Annotated in this window: 25 protein-coding genes; 6 read left to right on the plus strand and 19 right to left on the minus strand. The window is 42.0% G+C overall.

Features of this window, described 5'->3' with window-relative positions; genetic code table 11:
* Nucleotides 1-36: 36 nt before the first annotated feature.
* Nucleotides 37-369: a winged helix-turn-helix transcriptional regulator gene (locus M2353_RS18465; RefSeq protein ID WP_007497926.1), complete on the minus strand. Its 333-nt coding sequence runs from the start codon at nucleotides 367-369 to the stop codon at nucleotides 37-39.
* 178 nt (nucleotides 370-547) lie between these two features.
* Between M2353_RS18465 and M2353_RS18470 the strand changes: the two genes are divergently transcribed.
* The 4 genes from M2353_RS18470 (at nucleotide 548) to fosM (ending at nucleotide 3,745) form a co-directional block, all read left to right on the plus strand.
* Nucleotides 548-1,441, plus strand: coding sequence for a VOC family protein (locus M2353_RS18470; RefSeq protein WP_039165081.1), 894 nt, complete (start codon nucleotides 548-550; stop codon nucleotides 1,439-1,441).
* Complete coding sequence (locus M2353_RS18475; RefSeq protein WP_008345606.1) at nucleotides 1,419-2,180, plus strand: GTP cyclohydrolase II; 762 nt, start codon at nucleotides 1,419-1,421, stop codon at nucleotides 2,178-2,180. Before M2353_RS18470 ends, M2353_RS18475 begins: the two co-directional genes overlap by 23 nt.
* Nucleotides 2,167-3,258, plus strand: coding sequence for a bifunctional diaminohydroxyphosphoribosylaminopyrimidine deaminase/5-amino-6-(5-phosphoribosylamino)uracil reductase RibD (gene ribD / locus M2353_RS18480; protein WP_284725867.1), 1,092 nt, complete (start codon nucleotides 2,167-2,169; stop codon nucleotides 3,256-3,258). The genes M2353_RS18475 and ribD overlap by 14 nt, the downstream gene beginning before the upstream one ends.
* Before the next feature lie 64 nt (nucleotides 3,259-3,322).
* Entirely contained in the window at nucleotides 3,323-3,745 is a 423-nt protein-coding gene (gene fosM / locus M2353_RS18485; RefSeq protein ID WP_047946573.1) for a FosM family fosfomycin resistance protein, read from the plus strand.
* 967 nt (nucleotides 3,746-4,712) lie between these two features.
* On the opposite strand, the gene M2353_RS18490 is transcribed toward fosM, so the two are convergent.
* The 7 genes from M2353_RS18490 to M2353_RS18520 all read right to left on the minus strand — a co-directional run bounded on the left by M2353_RS18490 (nucleotide 4,713) and on the right by M2353_RS18520 (nucleotide 12,186).
* Nucleotides 4,713-5,567: a polysaccharide deacetylase family protein gene (locus M2353_RS18490; RefSeq protein ID WP_284725868.1), complete on the minus strand. Its 855-nt coding sequence runs from the start codon at nucleotides 5,565-5,567 to the stop codon at nucleotides 4,713-4,715.
* 65 nt (nucleotides 5,568-5,632) lie between these two features.
* Nucleotides 5,633-5,962 (minus strand): PTS sugar transporter subunit IIA, encoded by a 330-nt coding sequence (locus M2353_RS18495; protein WP_008345614.1) that lies wholly within the window; start codon nucleotides 5,960-5,962, stop codon nucleotides 5,633-5,635.
* A gap of 19 nt (nucleotides 5,963-5,981) precedes the next feature.
* Nucleotides 5,982-6,305: a PTS sugar transporter subunit IIB gene (locus M2353_RS18500; protein ID WP_008345616.1), complete on the minus strand. Its 324-nt coding sequence runs from the start codon at nucleotides 6,303-6,305 to the stop codon at nucleotides 5,982-5,984.
* 12 nt (nucleotides 6,306-6,317) lie between these two features.
* Complete coding sequence (locus tag M2353_RS18505) at nucleotides 6,318-7,751, minus strand: glycoside hydrolase family 1 protein (RefSeq protein WP_284725869.1); 1,434 nt, start codon at nucleotides 7,749-7,751, stop codon at nucleotides 6,318-6,320.
* Nucleotides 7,748-8,812 carry a mannonate dehydratase gene (gene uxuA, locus M2353_RS18510; RefSeq protein ID WP_268430370.1) on the minus strand — a complete coding sequence of 355 codons (1,065 nt, stop codon included), beginning with the start codon at nucleotides 8,810-8,812 and terminating at the stop codon, nucleotides 7,748-7,750. Before uxuA ends, M2353_RS18505 begins: the two co-directional genes overlap by 4 nt.
* Before the next feature lie 15 nt (nucleotides 8,813-8,827).
* Entirely contained in the window at nucleotides 8,828-10,138 is a 1,311-nt protein-coding gene (locus M2353_RS18515; RefSeq protein WP_284725870.1) for a PTS sugar transporter subunit IIC, read from the minus strand.
* Nucleotides 10,139-10,227: 89 nt separating this feature from the next.
* Complete coding sequence (locus M2353_RS18520; RefSeq protein ID WP_284725871.1) at nucleotides 10,228-12,186, minus strand: BglG family transcription antiterminator; 1,959 nt, start codon at nucleotides 12,184-12,186, stop codon at nucleotides 10,228-10,230.
* 137 nt (nucleotides 12,187-12,323) lie between these two features.
* Here M2353_RS18520 and M2353_RS18525 point away from each other — a divergent pair, with 137 nt between their 5' ends.
* Nucleotides 12,324-12,521: a hypothetical protein gene (locus M2353_RS18525; RefSeq protein WP_017358669.1), complete on the plus strand. Its 198-nt coding sequence runs from the start codon at nucleotides 12,324-12,326 to the stop codon at nucleotides 12,519-12,521.
* A 47-nt stretch (nucleotides 12,522-12,568) separates the two neighbouring features.
* Here the strand turns inward: M2353_RS18525 and M2353_RS18530 are convergent, their stop codons facing one another.
* The 6 genes from M2353_RS18530 to M2353_RS18555 form a co-directional block, all read right to left on the minus strand.
* Nucleotides 12,569-12,994, minus strand: a complete 426-nt coding sequence (locus M2353_RS18530; RefSeq protein ID WP_058213450.1) for a YwqH-like family protein — start codon at nucleotides 12,992-12,994, stop codon at nucleotides 12,569-12,571.
* 284 nt (nucleotides 12,995-13,278) lie between these two features.
* A complete protein-coding gene (locus tag M2353_RS18535; RefSeq protein ID WP_008345634.1) occupies nucleotides 13,279-13,545 on the minus strand; it encodes a YwqI/YxiC family protein in 267 nt (88 codons plus the stop codon).
* A 37-nt stretch (nucleotides 13,546-13,582) separates the two neighbouring features.
* Nucleotides 13,583-14,008 (minus strand): YwqH-like family protein, encoded by a 426-nt coding sequence (locus M2353_RS18540; RefSeq protein WP_017358667.1) that lies wholly within the window; start codon nucleotides 14,006-14,008, stop codon nucleotides 13,583-13,585.
* A 295-nt stretch (nucleotides 14,009-14,303) separates the two neighbouring features.
* Entirely contained in the window at nucleotides 14,304-15,710 is a 1,407-nt protein-coding gene (gene nhaC, locus M2353_RS18545; RefSeq protein WP_041507995.1) for a Na+/H+ antiporter NhaC, read from the minus strand.
* A gap of 144 nt (nucleotides 15,711-15,854) precedes the next feature.
* Complete coding sequence (gene aspA / locus M2353_RS18550) at nucleotides 15,855-17,276, minus strand: aspartate ammonia-lyase (RefSeq protein WP_017368335.1); 1,422 nt, start codon at nucleotides 17,274-17,276, stop codon at nucleotides 15,855-15,857.
* A 28-nt stretch (nucleotides 17,277-17,304) separates the two neighbouring features.
* Entirely contained in the window at nucleotides 17,305-18,294 is a 990-nt protein-coding gene (locus M2353_RS18555; protein ID WP_017358664.1) for an asparaginase, read from the minus strand.
* 206 nt (nucleotides 18,295-18,500) lie between these two features.
* Here M2353_RS18555 and M2353_RS18560 point away from each other — a divergent pair, with 206 nt between their 5' ends.
* Nucleotides 18,501-18,848 carry a helix-turn-helix domain-containing protein gene (locus tag M2353_RS18560; protein WP_017368336.1) on the plus strand — a complete coding sequence of 116 codons (348 nt, stop codon included), beginning with the start codon at nucleotides 18,501-18,503 and terminating at the stop codon, nucleotides 18,846-18,848.
* A 51-nt stretch (nucleotides 18,849-18,899) separates the two neighbouring features.
* Here M2353_RS18560 and M2353_RS18565 read toward each other — a convergent pair whose 3' ends face one another.
* From M2353_RS18565 to M2353_RS18585, 5 genes are all read right to left on the minus strand, one after another.
* Nucleotides 18,900-19,355 (minus strand): helix-turn-helix domain-containing protein, encoded by a 456-nt coding sequence (locus M2353_RS18565; RefSeq protein WP_284725872.1) that lies wholly within the window; start codon nucleotides 19,353-19,355, stop codon nucleotides 18,900-18,902.
* Between the two features lie 96 nt (nucleotides 19,356-19,451).
* Nucleotides 19,452-19,979 (minus strand): YfjD family protein, encoded by a 528-nt coding sequence (locus M2353_RS18570; RefSeq protein ID WP_024719538.1) that lies wholly within the window; start codon nucleotides 19,977-19,979, stop codon nucleotides 19,452-19,454.
* 21 nt (nucleotides 19,980-20,000) lie between these two features.
* The gene (locus tag M2353_RS18575; RefSeq protein ID WP_039165050.1) at nucleotides 20,001-20,759 is read right to left on the minus strand and encodes a hypothetical protein; all 759 of its coding nucleotides are present in this window, start codon (nucleotides 20,757-20,759) and stop codon (nucleotides 20,001-20,003) included.
* 12 nt (nucleotides 20,760-20,771) lie between these two features.
* The gene (locus tag M2353_RS18580; protein ID WP_284725873.1) at nucleotides 20,772-21,968 is read right to left on the minus strand and encodes a DUF6861 domain-containing protein; all 1,197 of its coding nucleotides are present in this window, start codon (nucleotides 21,966-21,968) and stop codon (nucleotides 20,772-20,774) included.
* Between the two features lie 4 nt (nucleotides 21,969-21,972).
* A complete protein-coding gene (locus M2353_RS18585; protein WP_284726018.1) occupies nucleotides 21,973-22,296 on the minus strand; it encodes a WXG100 family type VII secretion target in 324 nt (107 codons plus the stop codon).
* Between the last annotated feature and the right edge of the window lie 181 nt (nucleotides 22,297-22,477).

The following is a 22,477-nucleotide window of genomic DNA, read 5'->3' on the forward strand; positions in this document are numbered from 1 at the left end:
CAAAAAAAATCGATCAGGGACACTGATCGAAATCGATTAAGAAGGGACATGTTCACCCTTTTCACTATTTTTTCGCTCTAAAGACCAAGCATACATTTCCCGTATGACTGGTTCAATTTTCTTTCCTTGTTCTGTTAGTTCATATTCAATCCGCACGGGAATGTCGGGATATACTTTTTTCTCAACAAGGCCTTCAGCTTCTAAATCTTTCAGCCTTTCTGATAATAACCGTCCGCTGATGTTCATTTCATTTTCTAGCTGACAAAAACGTTTTGGCCCTGTCAAAAGCTGATTGATGATCAGAATCACCCACTTCTTCCCTAAAATCTCCATGGCATCTGTAATTGGGCAGCCATCTACTTGAGCCATACTTTACTCCCTTCTGCTTTTCTCTACTTTTTTTCATTATAACATAATTAATTACTTGAAATAAGTCACTAACTATTATATAGTTTAGTTACTAAAAGTAACAAGGTAATCATTTTATCAATTTTCAATAAACCATTGAACATGCAGATGCATATAACATGAAGGAGATGACCGAGCTTTGAATACAATAGAGCAGGTAAGATTAGGTGTAACAGAATTACATGTGTCCAGCTTTGAGCGTTCTTTGCCTTTTTATACAGACATTTTAGGTTTTACTTTATTAGAACAGACGGATTCTACTGTCACGCTTGGCAGCAACGCAAAGGAACCAATCCTTGTGCTGAAAGAAGATGTGCAACTGAAAGAGAAGCCGGATCATGAACCAGGACTTTATCATTTTGCGGTTTTATTACCTACCAGAAAAAACCTGGGCACATGGCTGGCGCATGTGCTCAAAAAAGGCTATCCTTTAATTGGAGCAAGCGATCACTTTTTCAGTGAAGCCATTTATTTAAGTGATCCAGATGGCATCGGCGTCGAAATTTATGCTGATCGTCCTCAGGACATATGGGTAGGTGAGCATGGAGAAGTGAAAGGTGGCGGAAATGCTCCGCTTGATGGAGATGGTCTCCTGCAAGAAGCCGCTGATTCCACCTGGGAAGGACTCCCGGCTGGTACAGTCATGGGACACTTGCATTTCCATCTCAACCCAGAAGAAGCCGATTCCTTTTATGTGAACACGCTCGGTTTTCATATCCGAATGGCTCCCCCAGCCAGCTTATTCGTTGCTGGTGGCGTCTATCATCACCACCTTGCCTTTAATGCATGGGGACGCGGGAGAAAAGGAGCCATTGATCCACGTTTTTCAGGAATTAGAAGCTATACACTGGTTTTCCCAAAAGAAGACGATAGAACATCCGTCGTCGAACGTCTGACAAAAGCAGGCGTTCACATGAACACGACAGGAAAAAGTAACGAATTTATTGATCCATTTGGCGTTCTCGTTCGTTTACAGATTGAAGAAACAGACAAAAAAGAAGGTGCAGAATATGGACAAACACACAGAGGTTAAAACAGCCATTTTAAAAGATAAAATCAAACGAGTACAGCAAGAAGACGGATTTATATATATCACTGGACCTATTAAACTGCCAGTGAATTTAGACGGTAGAACGGTCATGTTTAACTGGTATTCATGGTTAAAAGATGACGGGAAAGAACCATTATCAGATGAAGCTTTAATCGAAAGCCTTTCCTCCCGTGAGCTTGCAGATCACCAGCAATCAAGTGTCCTTGTTTACGGAGATTTCGAACATGCTGATGAAGCGCTGATCCGCATGCATTCCATCTGCCACACCGGCGATATTTTCGGAAGCAAACGCTGCGATTGCGGGTTCCAATTGAAACAGTCTATGCGGATGATTGAGGACAATGGAGCAGGCGCACTGTTTTATTTAGCCAACCATGAAGGACGCGGGATCGGTCTTTTCAGTAAAGCCATGGCCTACATCTTGCAAGAAAACGGCTACGATACAGTAGAAGCAAACGAAGCACTAGGCTTTGAAGATGATACACGTCAATATGAAGAAGCGATTGCTGTTCTTCAAACATTGCGTACAAAGCCAGTCAGACTTATTACCAATAATCCGAAAAAGACCGATGCTATCAGTCATGCAGGTCTTTCTCTTTCTGGACGGATTCCTCTTTGGGGTGATGTCTCTGAGTTCAATGAAAAATACTTGCAGACAAAAATTAACCGCTCAGGCCATATGAAGGCGGATCAAGAGGTGCGTACGATTGCCACATCATGAGCGATATATGAAACTAGCCCTTGAAAATGCCGAAGCAATGAAAGGTCAGACATCTCCCAATCCGCTCGTCGGGGCTGTGATTGTGCGAGAAAATGAAATTGTTGGGGTCGGGGCGCATATGAAGGCCGGCGAACCACATGCAGAAATCCATGCGCTCAAAATGGCTGGAGATAAGGCAAAAGGTGCCACGATCTATGTGACACTAGAGCCTTGTTCCCACCATGGCCGCACAGGCCCATGCGCTGAAGCACTTGTGAAAGCTGGCGTCGAAACTGTTGTCGTGGCGGCACTTGATCCGAATCCGCTGGTCGCTGGCCGCGGGATTGCCATTTTACAAGACGCTGGCATACAAGTTATCACGGGCGTACTTGAACAGGAATCCATTCTGATGAATGAAGTATTTAATCACTTTATTACGAAAAAAACACCTTTCGTGACGCTCAAAGCGGGCATTACGTTAGACGGAAAAATTGCATCTGCTACGTCTGACAGCAAGTGGATTACATCAGAGACGTCCCGTTATGATGCACATCACATTCGCAGTATCAACGATGCCATCTTGGTCGGTGCGCAAACCGTCATTCACGACGATCCTTCATTAACAGCACGGATTCCAAACGGTCATCATCCAATTCGAATTGTCTTAGACTCTAAGCTGTCTATCCCGCTGACAGCAAAGGTGGTCACAGATCAAATGGCGCCAACATGGATCTTTACAACAAAACAAGCCGATGAAGAAAAACGAGCTGCTTTAGAAGCAGCTGGCGTCAGCGTCATCATGACGGATAGCGATACCCGGGTGCCCTTACAAGAAGTACTTCAAGTGCTTGGAGAAAGAAATATCTCCTCCCTGATGATTGAAGGCGGCGGGCAAGTCAATGCCTCATTTTTAGAACAGCAGCTTGTCGATAAACTCGTCATCTACATGGCGCCCAAGCTCATTGGCGGACGACTCTCTCCTTCTTTTTTCGGAGGCGAAGGCATACGCCTCATGAGTGATGCAATTGAACTCGATCAACTCTCTCTTGAACCACTCGGAAAAGATATAAAGATAACGGGTTATCCTGTTTATCAATAAACAACAAAGCTTGTAGATTGAGTCTGCAAGCTTTTTTCTCATCATTGAATTTGAGGTGATTAAATTGAACATCAAAGGAATAAACCATTTATTATTTTCTGTTTCTGATTTAGAGACATCTATTGATTTTTACACAAAGGTCTTTAATGCCAAATTGTTAACAAAGGGCAGAACGACAGCTTACTTCGATTTGAACGGCCTGTGGCTTGCCCTCAATGTAGAAAAAGACATTCCTCGTCAAGACATCCATCACTCTTACACACACATCGCTTTTTCTATTGATGAGGAGGATGTAGATCCAATGTATAACAAACTAAAAGATTTGAACGTCAACATCTTACCAAGCCGGCCAAGAGACGAAAGAGATCAGAAATCGATTTATTTCACAGACCCTGATGGACATAAATTTGAATTTCATACAGGAACCTTGAAAGATCGATTGGATTATTACAAACTAGAGAAAACGCATATAGAGTTTTATGAATGAAACGCAAAGAAAAACAGAGAAGAAACAACAAGGTGCTATTCGTCATTAAATAGGAAAGATGGTAAAATATACATAGAAACGTGTTGCAAACGATAGTCCTCCCCCCTTCCATACTAAAGGTGTTTTTATGCCTAGAAAGGAGGGGTCAGTTTGAGAACAAAACTTGTGCGTTCACGCGTTGAAAGACGCAAAAACAAAAAGAAAAAAGCTTGTACCTGTATGTACAAGCTTTGGTTCCTTATCTTAAATTCAATCCGAACTCTAGTCCAGTTCATCATATGGATTTTAGATAAGAGAACGTTCTGAATGAACCCTTAAGATGATAATGAAAAATAAAGCGGCACCTTCATTACCCCTAGTCAAGGTAATGCTGGTTCTATCTCGTTTCTGTTTTTTGGAGGGCTGCTTTATTTTTTCATATTATTTCAGTGTATTCCTCACATTTTAAATTTATACATAGAAAAAGCACACGGTAGTCAGCCGAGTGCCCAAATTAAATTTCTTTTCAGTTGTATGGTGAACGTTCAAGAAATTCACCTTGAAGCTCTCGTGCTTCAGTTTGAAAACTAGTTCAACTTAGTCCGAGTTGAACAAAAAACTTGTGCAACAATATGTTACCATAAGTAACAATTTGTTACCATAGTTAAGCTTATTTTTTAATCTCACTTATTCATTTCAAATGCAGAATTTTCATTATTTCAAATAAATTATACAGCTTTTTGTTATGCAATGAATCAAATAAACTGAACAACACTCAAAATAACTTTCAAGTATAATAACCTGTACTTTTCTTCTAAGCCCTCCTACTTTCTATTGGCGACTGTAAGACCTTATTTAGTTAAATAAAAAAGAATCAGTATATAAAAAACTGATTCCTTCTGCATACATTTATCTCAAACAAATCGTATTTAATCCACGAAACGTGTCGTAAAATGTTTCATGTGAAACATCTGTGATCTAATATTGATCAATTTCCCTCTATCAGCCTGCCGAAGCTTTCGGGTGAAAGTCCTGGTGAAATGCGAAGGCGGTGTAAGGACATCATGCCTTGTTCCTTTTTCGCATGTCCTGGTTCAGTGGTCACAGCCATTTCATATCCTGCTTCCTTCGCCAGCTTCAGTGTGTCTTCGTTATAGCGACCGACCGGATAGCTGACCATGATCGTTTGTTGAGAAAAACGCTGGTCAAAGAATACCTTCGATCCTTTTAATTCTTCTTCCTGCTGCTTCTGTGTTAAACGATTGAGTTCTAAATGATGAATGGTGTGACTCTCTATTGAAATACCATGCGCCATCATATCATCCATTTGAGCATCGGTTAAATGATGCGGACGGCCGATGGACTGCTCGATCATAAAAATCGTGGCTTTCATTCCATATTCCTTTAAAATCGGAAATGCCTTTGTGTAGTTATCCGTATATCCATCGTCAAATGTGATAAGAACATACTTTTCACTTGGTGTCGAATTGGTCGCGAGAACTTGATATGCCTCTTTCGGCGACAGCGTGACATAGCCGTTGTCTTTCAGCCATTTCATATGAGCCGCAAATTCGCTTTTTGGCACACGTAACGAATTACCGCTGGAAATACTGTGATACATCAAGATTGGAAGCGCAACGGGTTCCTTTTGCTGAATCCAGTTTTGTTTGTCTATCTCTGCCGCTTCAATTTGCTGCGTTTCTGTTGTTTCTTTCGTTTGTACTTGACCCTTTACCTCTTTGATGGCTTGCTGGTTTCCTTCTGTTTGCTGTTTCATACCCATACAGCCCGAAATGAGCAGCATGACTAAACCAACTGCAAGCCACATACATGTTTTTTTCATTCACCAATCCTGCTTTCTCTTTATCTACCGAATGATTATAACAGAAATTGGTTAATAACTGATATCTATTTTGACAGGGTATTCATTTTTTTACACATTTCTATCATTTCAATGGCAAGCAGATGGATGGTCTCTGTTGTGAGCATTTGGTCTTCTGCATGTATGAGCAGTAAAGAAAAGGGAAGCTGTTCCCCTGCCGCCTCTTTTTGTATCAGCGACAAGTGCAGGTCATGGATGCTTCGAAACGCTTCCTCCCCTTTTTCAATCAACTGCTGTGCTGCTTCAAAGTCATCCGCTCTTGCTAGACGAATGGCTTCTACATAATGGCTTCGTGCCTCACCTGCATGGGCAATGATTTGAAAGGCTGCTCCCTGCATTTCCTCTAATACCGTCATCTGCTTCTCCTCCGATTGCTCAAGATTCATTTGCTAGTTTCAGTGCATGTTCTAGAATTTTTTCTCCATTCGCTGTTCCATATAATCTTACATTTACCACATCGACAGGTATATGATAAGGTGCCGCTGTTTTTTCTGCTGCCTTTCTCATAAAGCTAACTTGCGGTCCTAGCAAAATGACCTTTACATCGTCCCCATGCTCTTCTAATTCGTCCGCAATGGCCCCTTCAGGTATCGCATAAATTTCATAATCCAGCCCTTTTCCTTCTGCGGCTGCCTTCATTTTAGATACCACAATCGACGTCGACATTCCTGCTGCACAAGCGAGAATGATTCGCTTCATATCCCATCACTCCTATTGATAAATGACATCTGGTTCATCCCTTAATTTCCTCGTTTGGATTAATGTTTTGAACCAGTACCCTGACGCTTTCATCTGACGATTCCGTTCATTCTCCAGTTGGATCTCTACTAATCCGTAGCGATTCTTGAATGCATTCATCGGCGAGACATTATCCGTAAAAGCCCAGAGCATATATCCCTTGCAGTTTGAACCTTCTTTTTTCGCTTGGAGGGCTTTTTTCAAATGCTGGCTGATAAATGAAATTCGGTACTGATCATCAATGATGCCGTCTTCGTTTTTAAACCGCTCTTCCTGCTCGACCCCCATACCGTTTTCAGCCACAAACCACTCGATATTGCCGTATTCTTCTTTTATTCTCATGCCCATATCATAGACGATATTCGGATAGATTTCCCAGCCTCTGAATGGATTCATTTTTCTCCCTGGGAGCTCAAATAGATCGTAATAATAAGATGGATGAAACGGTGTGTTTTCGTTCCAAGCCTTGCTAGGTGCCTTAACGCGATGCGGATAGTATAAATTAAGACCGACCACATCGACTGTATGATCTTTAATGAGCTGAAGCTCTTCTTCCGTTGCATCGAAAAGAATGTCATGCTTTTTCAACACATCAAGCAGTTCTTCTGGATACTCACCTTTAATGGAGGGATCTAAGAACACGCGATTAAAAAACAAATCATACATGCGGGCCGCTTCTTGATCATGCGGAGCAGTCGATCTCGCATACGTCACTTCTGGATTGAGAATGACCCCAATTTTTGCACCGGCTGATTCCTTCAAGCCCATTTCCTGAAAAAGCTTCACCACTTTTGATGTCGCCAAGGCTTTATGATAGTTCCACTGCATCCATTTCTTCGTATTTTGCTCGAAAGGATAACGAATAGCATCTAGATACACACGAGTCTGAACAACAATTGGTTCATTAAAGGTAAACCAATGTTTGACCCGGTCTCCATAGCGTTCAAACACCTTTTCTGCATACAGAACAAACAGCTCGACAACATGTTTAGATGACCAACCACCGTACTTTTCAAGCAAAACAGCAGGAAGCTCATAATGCTCTAAGCAAAACATCGGCTCTACACCTGCTTCAAGTAAATCATTGATGAAATCATCAATATAACGAGCATAGGTCTCATCTACAATTCCATTCTCGTAATCTATGAGAAACCTCGACCAATTGATCGATGTCCGGTAATGAGATAACCCAATTTCCTTCATAAGGGCTACATCTTCAGGATAGCGCTCGTAAAAATTCGTTGCTCCTGCTGGTCCGTACCCTTCGTGCCATACGTGATACCCCTCCTTATACCAAAGGTCTATATACGAATCCTGATGCGGTTTCTTCCCTTTCCAACCCTCCGTCTGCCAAGCAGAAGCCGCAGCACCTAGAATAAAGTCATTGGGTATGTCGATTTTGTTCATGTTGCCACCTGACCTTTCTTCGTGTGAATTTGAAGTCCTTCCCACATCCCTTGTAAATACATAGCTCCAAGTGCTCGGTCGTATAATCCATAGCCAGGTCTGCCCGTCTCACCAAAGATCATTCGTCCATGATCTGGCCGGACATAGCCAGCAAATCCTTCCTTAAACAATGCGTTCACAATCGCTCCCATATCGAGGCTGCCTGCTGACGACAGGTGTGCCGACTCTTCAAAATCACCGTTTTCATACAAATTGACATTGCGTAAATGAGCAAAGTGTATACGCCCTTTTTTGGCATACTTTCTCGCAAGTGAAGGAACATCATTTTTCGCATTACAGCCTAGGGAACCGGAACAAAAGGTCAGTCCATGCTGTGAGCGTTCATCGAGCTGAAGGATACGATCTATTTGTTCTTCACAGCTGACAATGCGGGGCAGACCAAATATGTTCCAAGGAGGGTCATCTGGATGCAGTGCCATGTTCATGTTCTCTTCCGCTGCAACTGGAAGGATATTTCCCAAGAAATAGTCTAGGTTTTCAAACAACCCTTCCGCACCCAATGCCCTGTATGCAGCCATCAACTTTCTCATTTCTTCCTGCGTATAAGACATATCCCACCCGGGTAAGGAAAGTCGATCTTTTTCTATATCCATCTGTTCAAGCTGATGCTGAAAATAAACAAGGGTCGTCGATTGATCAGCTAGTGGGAAATCGAGCTGTGTTCGTGTCCAATCAAGGACTGGCATGAAGTTATAACAAATGACCTTCACACCATGCCTTGCTAATCTGCGGATATTTTCTTGATAATGCTCGATATAAACATCCCGGCTAGGCTTTCCCAGCTTAATATCTTCATGGATCGGGAGACTTTCTACGACTTCAAAAGCAAGATCGTGACGTTCGATTTCCGCTTTTAAATGAGCAATACTTTCCTCCGGCCACAGATCACCAGCCGGCACATCATAGACGGCACTGACAATCCCTTTCATGCCGGGAATTTGCCGAATATATGAAAGGGAGACAGGATCTTCTTTGCCATACCATCTAAATTGCATGTTCATTCATGAGCCCTCCTTCTATTCTGAATCAGGTGCTGCTTCTGGCTTCCGGTTGGATAAGAGAACAAAAGGTAAATAGATGAAAACAGCGACAACAATACAGATGAGCTGTGTGATGACAGCCCCCATACTGCCAGCGGTAGACAGCCAAGCATTCACAATCGGAGGTGTCGTCCACGGCACCATCACCACCGCTTTCCCGGCAAAACCTGTAGCAGTTGCGATATAACCAATCGTACCTGTCACGAGTGGTGTAACGATAAACGGAATTGCCATCACAGGGTTCAACATGACAGGTAATCCGAAAATAACTGGTTCATTGATGTTAAACAGTCCAGGTCCTGATGAAAGCTTGGCAATGCTACGCATCTCTTCCCTTCTACCCGCTATAAAAATGGCGATCAACAGACCAATCGTCACACCCGAACCACCAATGCTCATATACACATCCCAAAATGGCATCGTGATAATATTTGGAATCTCTTTGCCCTCTTGAAATGCTGTCATATTCACTGCAATTGATCCTAATAACAGCGGCTCGCGAATCGGTTTAATCATTTGGTTGCCATGTATACCGATCACCCAGAAAAATTGCGCCACAAACATTAACGTTAAAATACCAGGCAATCCCTGCACAACACTTTCAAGCGGACGCTGCACGACGTTATACACCGCTTCATGCAAATAAATGCCTGTCACACGGTGAAACGCAAACCCGAATGAACTAATGATTGTAATCGTAATAATTGATGGGAAAAGTGAAGAAAAAGACGTCGCCACATTTGATGGAACAGAATCTGGCATTTTAATTTGCAGCCACTTCACCTCGGTAAGTTTACAAAAGATCTCTACAGAGACGATGGCAATGATCATACCCAAAAATAAGCTTTTTGGATCGGAGAATTGCCTCGCCAGCACATCGACAACCTCACGCATCGATCCATCGACTTCAAGAAGAAGTGTCGTCGGAATAACGGATATAAATGAAATCAATGCCATTAACCCTGGGAATAATGATTTATGTCCATTGATTTTCCCGAGCTCAATCCCGATGAGGAACACAGCCCCGATCGTTAAAAAGTTCAGCGTGGCATAATTGATTGCCTTCATAATTGGCTGAAGCTCTGCTAAAAACCTGAATATCTCAAAATGGGCAAGCCCCGTTTCCGGGCTCATGATCATATTTGCGATCAGTACAGCAAAAGCCCCCGTAATGATGATTGGCATTAATGTGACAAATGCTTGCTTAATCGCCATAATATATTTCTGATTTGTAATACGATAAGCGACATGTCCCATGACGTCGGCCGCTCTCTCTTTAAAGCTCATGATCCGTCTCCTCCTTTACAAAAACTCGTGATCATCCTCCTTTTTGATGTTATTTTAAAAGCGCTTTCATTAACATCTAATCTTTTTCCTCACAGATGCGGAAATGGGTGTCCTTTTTTTTCATCTGGCTGTTCCAACACGTGCAGCGCCGCCGTCAGTTCTTCAAATGAAGCAGCTTTGATGATTTGCTCCACCACTTCCTTCTGCTCTGTCAAACGCACAAGAAATTGATAAAGTGACTGCAATTCTTTCTGATACGTCTTCTGTATACTTAACAAACAGACGACTTGTACCCGCTCTTCGCCCCACAGCACTGGTTTTCTCAACGTACAGATCGCACAAAACGTATCATCTGTTGCCGGTTTGATTGGGTGAGGGATCGCGACCAAATGACCGAACGACGTAGGTGACACTTCCTCTCTTTCCAGCAATAGCTGTTCAAAATCATCCGGGATTCGATTTTGTTCCTGCAATACATTCACGAAAAATTGAAGAACCTCTTCCCTTGTTTGTAGATCTTGCTGAAAAAAAGTCATCTTCGGACTGATATATCGCAAGACCCCCATTTCTTGTGACCCCTGCACAAATCGTTTTAGCCTCAACATATCGTCTTCACTGAGGATCGTATGTACATCAATCACTGGCACAGGTAGTGTGTTCTGAAGAGGGATGGTACTAATGATCAAATCGATACTTCTCAAGTCATACGACAAAAGGTCACTGACACTTGCAGTTCCAGCAATCTCTAGCCTTTCGCTAAAGGCGGCCTTCAGCTTATGGAGAAGAAGCTGACTGCTCGCGACACCCGTTGCGCACACAATCAAGCATTTTTTTCTCACAGTCTGAGTTTTTGTCCGCTCTATGGCAGCACCAATATGCAGCGCCAAATATCCGATTTCATCTTCATGAATCTCTACATTCTCTTTTTCCTTCAGCCATCTTCCCATATAGACACCTGCTTCAAAGGCAATCGGATAATGCCTTTTTATGTCTGATAAATAGGGGTTACGGATGTTCATATCATATCGGAACCGATGAATCGCTGATCTCAGGTGAAGACTTAGTCCCACAATCAATTCCTTGTCTGTCTGAATATCAAGTGACATGTGCTCTTCGACATAACCAAGTAATTGGTGAGTTAAACGGAAATGCTCTTCATCAAGCATGTGAAATAGCGTGTGGCCCGTTTCTCCATACGCCATCATTTTTGCCCCCATTAAATGAATTGCTATATAAGCCATTTCTGATATTGGAAAGTCTATACCGAGCACGTGACGCATATCTTCTGCCATTTGTCTTGCCACTTGAAAAGCAGGCTGTGTTTGAATGTCTTTGAGTTCTCCTTCAGGCATCATGACCAATTTTTTCTCTTCAATTCGTTTGCACGCAATGGCGATATGTGTCACTAAGTTGCTTAAACCAATCTCTGAGACATGAAGGCCGCTTGCCTTTGTACGTGAACGCACCATATCTTGAATCAATTGATATGTTTCTTCAGGTAAAAGGGCAGGGTTCGGATGCTCCTGCTGAAACACATGCTCAGCTAGACAATACCTTAATTTCATTTCATCTCCAGTCAGCCTCAGTCCATATTTAGGTCGATGTGCAACAGAGAGACCATGTAAAGAGAAAATATGCTTGACTGCTTTCAGGTCATTTTTCACAGTAGATTCACTCACAAATAATTCCTCGGCCAATTCATCTAATTTCATATAGTCTTCGGACAATAAAAGCCTTCTCAATAAATAAGAGATACGATCCTCCGGCTGATTTGGAATAACTTGATTCTTTTTTTCATTTCTTTCTCTCATTGAGTTTTTCAAAAAAGTACGAAATGCTCCATAATCTTCGACAGTCAATGTATACCCTGCTCCACGTTTCATATGAAGTGTTGCCCCATGTGCTTCTAATATTGATTTAAGCGCTTTCATATCTGTTCGAACTGTTCGTGATGTGACGCCTATCAGGCGTGCAATTTCTTCACCTGTCAGCTCCTGCTCTGCCTGCATTAACCGCCTCAACAGCTCCTCCTGACGTAGAGATAACATAGACTCCCCTCCCTTGGTCAATTACTTTTGCCTATCATCATAAACGAAAATAGAACTCTTTGCCCAGTTTTTCTTTCCGACCGGGAACTTTGTTATGGCTCAAACGTATGAATATGAAACAAGAGGAGGGATACATCATGTTTGTTATCATCATCATACTAGCTTCTTTAGGCGCCATTACCGCCCACATGTTTACACCAAAAGATAAGCGTTCATCTTCTAAGCATTCTGCACATCACAGTTCAACAACCAGTAACTATACTGATTCGTATACACATCACGCTTCTGATGCCTCCTGCGGTGGTGATTCTGGTGGTAGCGGTGGATGTGACTAAACCAAAAAAAACAGCCGCTTGTTCAGCCGGCTGTTTCGTTTATTTTATTAAAGAGCTTTCCAGCCCCGTTCAATTAAATGTTTGACATCCTTTGCAAAATCCTCGCCCTTTTCCATCACATCTTGGGCTCTTCCTGCAAAATTACTGGCGACAGCGAGTTCCATTTTTTTCAACTCAAAATGCATAATTTTTTGGTCTATCTCCGTCATATAGGTTTCATACTCATTGTTCACAATGTCGTGTAGCACGTGATAGGCTTCTTTCCGAAGACGGTGAAAGTCCGTTCCTCTCTCACCTTTCCATGACGAATCTAGAGCAGGCTTCTTGATTTCCTTTATGTCAGACTGCGCAAGATCTTGTTCTGTTCGAATATTACTTTTGGCTGTCTTTAACCGAGAGATCATTTCGTCAAATTCTGCACGTTTGTTTTCAATCCCCATATGCAGATGGTGCAGCATCTCGGATAAACTCATGTCATCCACCTCTATTAGACCTCATAAGAAAGCACGGCGTCAGCGTTTTTGAAACCGAGCAGATCATCTGCTTTTTCCAGTCCTGACATTTCTATCGTTCGCTTTCATTAAGTATAGTATAAGGTGAAAAGCCTTAGTCTTAAATAGGGAAAAGGTGTCCTTTTAACATGGTGTTTGGAAGAAAAACGGAATAATCTAAGGTCATAAATCCTGAATTATATATGAGTCTTTACGACTATATTTTACATCGTATTCAGCTACGCTATCAATAAAACGATTAGGGCTTATGATTTTGCCGCAATCGCCTCATCCTGTTCTTTTAGCGTCTTCACATTTGAGCGTGTATCCTGAACGTTTTTGATCAAGGCTTCTTTAAAGCTTGAGACCATTTCGCCCACCTCTGCTTCACGTGCCGTCCATTTGGTTACAAATTCAAGGCTGTTTTCACCAGCTTTATCTGCTGCTTTTTTCATTGTTAAAGCTTCAACTGCTTGGGAGACTTCATCTAGTTTATCCATCACTGTTTGGTAGTTTAACTTAATTTGTCCCATTATGATATCCTCCAGGTTTGTTCAGCATGAAGCTCGCTTACAAGCTGCTCCATGCTTTTGAGATCAAGCGTTTTGCGTCTTCTACTGCGTCTTCTCCTTTTTCAGCCAAACGTGCGGCATCTCCAGCTAAAGAGCTGGCAAAGGATAAGGCAGCCTGCTCTGCTTCTAGTGTACTGATTTTGAATTCGATTCGGCTCACGTAGCGTGGGTATTTATCGCTTACGATCGTTTGCAGCGCATCATGCGCTTCATTTCGCTCTGATTTGAAATCTTGGCTCCGCTCACCTTTCCAAGAGGCCCCAAGCTTTGGCTGCTTGATTTGTTTTAGATCTGTTTCTGCCGCATCTTGTTCACGTTCAATCTTACTTTTTGCCTTTTTGAGTCGAGCAATTTTCTCTTCGATCTCTGCCTTTTTATTTGAAATGCCACCGTTAAGGGCAGACAGCATATCCGATAAGCTCATATGGGTTCCTCCTCCTGTCAAAAATAAAAACGCTGCTTAGAGTCCCTCTAAACGAGCGTAATGGTGAATCGCACTTTTTCCAATATTGTTATTATAAGGTTCAAAGACTCATGTTTGAATAGGGATTTGTGCCCTTTTTATGGTATAAATATGCTTTCAATCTGCTTCATACCACACCTTAAGCCCTCTTTTATAGGGGGTCAAAATACACAACCACCCTTCTGGAAACACACATAGTCTTACGGTCCTAGGACAAACAAAAGCCGCCCGGGGGAGGGGCGGCTTTTGCAGCGGCTTATGATGCCGATTCTTCTGAGTCTTGTTGATTTTTCACGTACCAAATGAATTTCCCTGTATATCCGTAGATAATGGCAAGACCAATGGCAACAAAGCTCAACCACATAAATGGTAAATAAGAGAATGTCGAGACGCCTAGAATCCCTGCCATGTAAATTCCGTTATCTGACCACGGAACCATACCAGACGTCATTGTTCCACCGACTTCAGCGTTTCTAGATAGAACGCGTCTGTCTATTTTCAATTTATCATAGCTTTTTTCCATAATTTTCGGTGTAAGAATTAATGAAACGTACATGGCACAGCCGAAGATATTTGCGAAGAATGCAACAACAAGTGTAGATAGGGTTACATTTCCTGCATTATATAATTTCTTCTCGAAAGTAGCGACAATTACTTTTAAGACGCCGAGATATTCAAGTACGCCACCAAAACCAAGTCCGAGAATAATGACCACTAGCGATCCAAGCATATTCACAATACCGCCACGATTTAACAGCGTATTTAAGAAATCTACATCTGAATTAATAGAAAAGCCATTATAAGCTGTTCCAAGCGCATCTGCCGGGTTCATTCCTTGGAATGCCATTGCCCAGACTGCACCAAGAAGGGCACCAATAGCGATAACAGGCATTGAAGGTTTCTTAAATACGAGCAGTAATACAACCACTACTGCTGGGATGATCATCCAAATGTTGATTGTGAATGTATCTTGAAGGGCATTTTTCAAAAATTCTACTTTACCTTGATCAATGTTGCGTCCGCCATACATAAAACCTGTAACCGTAAACATAATCGCTGTAATCACAAAGGCTGGTATGGATAAGACCATCATGGCTCTTACATGCGCCAGCACGTCCACTTTTGAAAGAGAGGAAGCGAGCACAGTACTATCAGATAAAGGAGATAATTTATCACCAAAATAAGCACCAGATAAAACAGCCCCAGCTACGATCGGTAATGGGATACCCAATCCTTCACCAATTGCGATCATCGCAATACCTGCTGTTCCAACTGTACCCCAAGAGGTTCCTGTTGCAACGGACATAATCGCACAGATGACAAGTGTAGCTAATAAGAAGATATTAGGATGAATAAATTCCAGTCCGTAATAAATTAACGTGGGTACAACACCGCCGGCAATCCATGTACCAACAAGTGCACCTACTGCAATTAAGATTAAAACAGCCTCTAAACCATTCGATATCCCTTTTGTAATCGCATTTTGAAGATCTTTGTATGAATGCCCTAAACGAATCCCTAAAGCAATAACCATAAACCATGAGATGAACAATGCTAGCTGAATATCTAGTTTGAAGTAAAGAGTGAATGATAAAACAATTGCTAAAAATAAGCCAAGTACAGACACGACTTCTAAAATAGACGGTAGACGTGGTGTTTTCATTTTGTTTCCTCCCTTTGTGCGTGCGTTAAGCGTTTTCAAAATATTGTGAAAAAAGTGTGTCAATTCGAAAGAAAGTGAATTGCCTGTTTTTTCTCTATTTCACAGGCAATTCCACATATTAATAAAATAAAATTTTTGATATTATTATCGCTCTAGGAGCTCTGCACCCGCAATACCAGGCTTTGTCATCTCGTAAGGATTCAAAATAATATCAAGTTCTTCTTCTGTTAACACATCATTTTGCAGGCAAAGATCTCTGATCGATTGTCCTGTTAAAATGGCTTCCCTTGCGATTCTAGCCGCGGCTTCATAGCCTAAGTGAGGGTTTACCGCAGTAATGACACCTGCACTTTTTTCGACATATTCTTTCAAACGTTTTTCATTTGCTTCGATGTCCGCTAAACAGTGGTCTGTGAATGAGCGGAATCCGTTATTCATTATACTAATAGATTGAAGCAAGTTAAAGACCAGAACAGGCTCCATCACATTTAACTCAAGCTGGCCTGCTTCAGAAGCAAGACAGATGGTGTGGTCGTTCCCAATGACCTGGAATGCGATTTGGTTAATGAGCTCTGCCATGACTGGATTGACTTTCCCAGGCATAATGGATGATCCCGGCTGACGAGCTGGCAATGCAATCTCAGCAAGACCTGCACGTGGGCCAGATGCCATTAAGCGAAGGTCATTCGCAATTTTAGACATGTTCATCATACATACTTTTAAGGCAGCAGATACTTCTGTGTATGCATCTGTATTTTGCGTCGCATCTACGAGGTGCTCTGCGCCTACTAATGGCAGTCCAGAAATATCAGCAAGCTTCTTCACGACGATTTCAATGTAGCGAGGATCTGCATTGAGGCCTGTCCCAACAGCGGTCGCACCCATATTTACTTCATATAAATGCTGTTTTGATTGGTTGATTCGTTTAATATCACGGCTGAGCACACGGCTGTATGCTTCAAACTCTTGTCCTAAACGGATCGGAACAGCGTCTTGTAAATGAGTACGCCCCATTTTGATGACATGATCGAATTCTTTTGCTTTCTTTTGAAATACGTCATGCATGGCCTGCATCGTCTCAAGTAAAATGTCTAACTGCTTGAGCACTGCAATATGGATCGCCGTTGGGAACGAATCATTTGTCGATTGTGACATGTTCACATGTGTGTTTGGACTTAAATGAATGTATTCGCCCTTTTGATGTCCCATGATCTCGAGGGCTCTGTTTCCAATGACCTCATTGGCATTCATATTCATAGACGTTCCTGCGCCGCCTTGAATCGGGTCTACGATGAAATATTCATGGAATTTGCCTTCAATGACTTCATCTGAAGCTTGAACGATCGCATTTCCAATTCCTTCATATAAACGTCCGACTTCCATGTTGGCTTGAGCTGCTGCTTTTTTGACAATGGCAAATGCTCGAATGAGTTCTTCATGCATGCGATATCCTGTAATCGGGAAATTCTCTTTTGCACGAAGCGTTTGAACACCATAATACACGTCTGCGGGAATTTCTTTTTCACCTAGAAAATCCTTCTCGTAACGATAAGTTGCTTGAACCATCTCGTATGACCTGCTTTCTATAGAATAGTTAAATCACTAAATCTTCTGCGATTGGCGTTTCCATAATCTTTTTCACTTCTCGTGGATCTGTTGTTTTACCTAATGCCCACATGAGCTTTGGCACGATAGCTTCTGTGTTCATGTTTCTTGAACGAGCAACCAGTTCTTGATTGATTTTACGTCCTACTTCATACACACTCATGTCTTCTCCTTCTTCGAGACACTGAGTGGTGATCACAACAGAAATGCCTTCTTCCAGCAATTCGTTGATTTTTTCTAAAAGGTTTCTTCCTTCGAAAGGAATTCCGCCGCTGCCGTAGCTTTCAATGACGACTCCTTTGTACAACCCTTTGATTGAATCTAAAAACTCAGGCTTCAGTCCAGGATGCAGTTTTAGTAAACAAACATCTGTGTTCAAGGATGCATCTAATTTAAGCGGTTTCATTGATGATCTTTTTACTTTGCTATTGTATTCAATTTGATGATTTTCAATCGATGCAATATATGGGTAGTTAATACTTTCAAATGCATCGTAGCTTTTCGTTCTTAGTTTGATTGCGCGAGTTCCTTGAATGACTCTGCCATCAAACACGACGTATACGCCGCCAACACCGTCACATGCAAAACGAATCGCATCTGTAATGTTTTTCTTCGCATCTGTTTTCTTAAACGTAATTGGGATTTGTGATCCTGTAATGACAATTGGCTTATCAGGATTTTGCAACATATACGATAGTGCTGCTGATGTATAGGCCATTGTGTCCGTACCATGCGTGACGACAAATCCGTCATATTGATCATAATTTTCATAAATGGCTGTTGCGATATCAACCCAGTATTCAGGCTGCATATTGGTACTATCTATACTCATTAGGGACTTTGTGTCCATTGTGTAGTCTGCATTAATTTCGTTTAAATAGCTTAAAAGGTCCTCAGCTTTAACACCTGGAGCTAAACCATTTTCACTTTCTACAGATGCAATCGTCCCACCAGTGGTTAAAAGCAATAATTTCTTCAACAGGTCCACCTCTTTCAGTAAAATTACTTCGTTTGTCACACATATTATAAGCCAGCTTGTGCTATTCTATAATATACGCTTTACGCGTACCTTCATTGCCATTATAGTCACATAACGCGAATTAATCAAGAAATTATTACGCATAACGCGTACACTCTTTGTCAAAATATGATATACTGTTGTTGTATATAAAGGAGCGTTCATGTATGATACTCGATCGTTTAACCACCCTTAGAAAAAAGAAAAAATGGTCTCTCCAGCATACGGCAGATCGCCTAGGTATCGCCAAAAGCACCTATGCCGGTTACGAATCTGGGTACCGACGACCTTCGCTTGAAGCAGTGAAACTGCTGGCTGATTTGTATGATACGTCCATTGATTTTTTACTTGGTAGAACGGACGAGCCAGAGATACAACGCAAAATCTCTGATATCAAAATTGAGCTGACGGAAGCAAAAGAAGGAACCATCCATGTAGACGGCGTTCCACTAACAGATGAAGAAATTAAACAGCTTGTTGCCTTTATTCGGGCGAAAAACACTCTGAAAGTATAAACAACACAAAAAAGAGAGGTCCCTGTCATAGAGGGACCTCTCTTTTTCTGCTTACGACAGCTCACTTAATTCCTCTAACCGCTGCTTCGCTTCTTCTTTATTAAAGGAACTATAATAGCGATAATTCTCATCATCTAAGATGCGGTAATGCTGGCTTAGTACATTCTGCTGAAGACGAAACGTACCTTTTTTCACAGACGTCCGCCACCAAACCTTTCCGCCAATCGTACGTTCAACAGATAAATGCAATTCATCGTGGGCGACGACTTCCAAAATCTCAAGCGGATCATCCCCAAGTGTCCCTTTTAAAATGTCACTATCCCTGAATAATGCACATACGGCCGCAGATTGCGTCCAGTTGAGGCGAAGACGATTCTTTTCTACCTGCTGCAAATGCCGTTTGGATAGCCCAAGCACCTCAGCCATGCGGTCCTGTGTATAGTCTTTTTCTTTTCGAATTCGTGCCATTTGTTCTGTGACGAGGTCAATTACCATTTCTTTGTCCATCTCTCATCACCTCTTGATTGTTCAGTCTTTACTGACATCTTACACGATTTCTTAAAAAAAGTGGCGTCTCACCTCATGGAATGATGGCGAAAACATCTATTGATTCTGCTTTTCACCATGACCATGCTGCTGTTTCCAATTCTCTTGGGCGGTCTCATGTAAATATGGATAAATGTTTTGTTTCACCGTTTGCTCAAATACTTCTTCATCTAAAATACTGTACGCCGGAATCTTGATCAATTTCCCATCAATTTTCCGAATAAGCACATCCATGAACAGAAATCCCCTGATACTGTAACGATGCCTGCGCATATCAATAGATTGTATGTCTTGAAAAGGGATTGTTTGTTGCCGGTATAAAACAGCGCCATTCTCTCCTCGCTGAATGCGAAAAATCACATTTCCCCTCTTCGTAAAAGCCGGAAGAATCATCAAAAAAGAGATCCACCCATAGACAATGCCTAATAATCCGCCTAAAAATAAAAACAACGTATAATTCGATTCAAATGTAAGAGCTTCTGAAAATAACCAAATACCGATGATGCCAAATCCGCCCGTTGCTAAGAATGCCCATACTCTTAGAAAGGGTCTGCTCCTCACTTCTATTACTTCACTTGGATTCAAGCGCCATTCTCCTTTTCTCCATTAGAATATAGAACGTAATCCGTCCCTATGAGCCGTCTCTATCCGAAATTCATTTTCCTTCATGCCCGACACTAGCCAAGAATGCTTCTGCCCCGGAATAACAAATATCATAGACTCTACATCCGGCGTATTATTTTTATCATAAGTGACCTTCATCAAAGAATCCATTTTTCCTTTTCTGACCCTTACATCAGAAACAAATGCCCGCACAAGCTCTTGGTTCTCTGCTTTATTTAGAAAAGAAGGCCAATCATCATTCCCTTGACTGGCTTGTTCTAACAGCAGTTCAAATTCTTCCGCCTGCAAATTGATAACTGGTGTGAGGTGTTCACTCATGTGTATGTTCAAAAAGGTTGTCACTTGCTCCACAGTCTGCTGATCGTCTTTTAGTTTGTGAATCTGATGCACTTGTTGATCATAAAGCGTATGGTGTGAATACACACCTGCCTGAGTCGTATGAAAGGACGTACTGACCTCTTCATCTAATGCACCAAACCTTGAAGCTTTCACAGTATGTGATGCATCGTTCATGGCTTGAATGAAATGCCGGTATTTTTCTTTATAACGGTATTGTCTATTTCGAAATTCCAGCACGTCTTTTGCCAGCAAAGAGCGACATGCAATTTCAAATAAAAATCCAAGACGTTCATCCTCTACATCTGGATAATAGGCTTCCTTTAAAGACATCCCTTGCTCAAAATAGCCTTCACTGTAAAAACTAAAGATGAGTTCCTCGATACTTAGACTTAGCTGATCCAACTTGATCTCTCCTTATCCAAAAGAAAATGCGCCCTTCAAGAAATCACCTGCACCTTTCAACAGCGAATCTGCGGTTTCTTTTGTTTTTTCTATTCCTTTATGTATCACCTGATTTGCTTGATCAATGGTGTCATTGACTGCTTTAACACCTTGACCTGCCAGTTCAAATGCTTTTTTTCCTTTATCGACAACCGCATGAATTGGGTCTTTTAATTTCACTGCGACCTGTTCTGCAAAACCAGAAGTAAGCTTGGCGACTTTTTCACCAATAAAGCCACCTACTGCTGATCCTATCGCACCGCCAACCACTGTTCCAATCGGTCCTGCAAAGCTTCCAAGAGCGCCGCCCACAACGGCACCTGCAACAGATCCGCCTGCAATAAAGACCGTATTATTCACTGCATTTCCAACAGCCTTTGCATTTTCACGCTTGAGAACTTCTGGCTGATCCCCAAATTCCGCATAGTTCTCCGCAATTTTCAGACCGCAGCCAACCGTTTCTGTTGCACCCGTGACGACCGTTGCAATGATGGCATTTCCTTTCGCAAACCTTGCGCCATTTTTCAGAACAGACTTGATGCCAGCTGTGTCCTTCCAATTGATACTTCCTTTTGTGAAATCACGTACACTGTTCGTGAACGCAACTGTATCGCTAGGATAAAATTTCGTAAATTTCTTATGGACCAGGTCAGCCATCGACCAATTGGATCGTTTTAATAATTCTTTTTTACTCAGCCAAATCCTTGCCAACCGGTCAAATCTCGTTCCTTCTACCCGTCCGGTCACATCAAGAAGGAGCTTTGAATGCTGCGCAGCATAGCGGCCATTTTCTTTAATAAAGGTCGTCATGCCAAGCCCATAGTATTTTGCCTGCATCATCACAATACCAGCTAGGCTCGTGAGTGTACCATATTGATCATACAGACTGTACATTTTCCTTAAAATATCATCAGCTTCGACCATTTTATCCGTTGCATGACGAATGGCAATGTCGTCACTGCTCAATTTGCTCATTAAGGCTTGTCCAGAACCCCATGCATCTCCTACTCCAGAAAAACAGCTTCGATAACGGGGATCACAGCCTAGGATGAGGCCATCCAGTTCACTATGTAAATCGTGGTGCTTTGTTTCGATGGCCGAAAGCTCTCCTACAAAATCATTCGCCAGCCCTGTCAGCTGATCTGGATCTACTTCAATGTCACGCGCCATCACATCATCTCCCTTCTCGGTTTCTTTCTCTCCGTTCTTCTCGCCTTTTTCGCTCAAGCTCTTCCATTCTGGCGATTTCAGCTTTACATTCCTCGATTTTGACAGCAGCATCCCGCAGTTCCTGACTTGTTTCAAGTAAGTCCTTTTCAAATTGATCATAGCGTGTCACTGTTTCCTCAAAGCTTTGATCAAATTTATCTCTTGCTTCCCCTTGCCAGCCTGATCCAACTGCCTTCAGCCGATTCTCAAGCAGCTGCTTCGACTGCCGAATGCCATCAGCAGCTTCCTGGAACTTTTGAGCGAGTGCAAGTGTTTGACTAGAATCCAACTTTCGCACCCCTTCCTCCCAAATTAACGTACAAATGGATGATTTTATATGTCCTCATTATAAATAAAAAGACACCCAAAAAAATCACCCTAAAGAACCATTCAGCACATCGCAAAATAAAAGTAGGTCTTTTTCCTCTCTAATTGTCAGAGAAAGCCTTTCTTGTTATGAAGCGCATTCA

The organism is Bacillus aerius, from assembly GCF_029894105.1.
Classification (GTDB): domain Bacteria; phylum Bacillota; class Bacilli; order Bacillales; family Bacillaceae; genus Bacillus; species Bacillus altitudinis.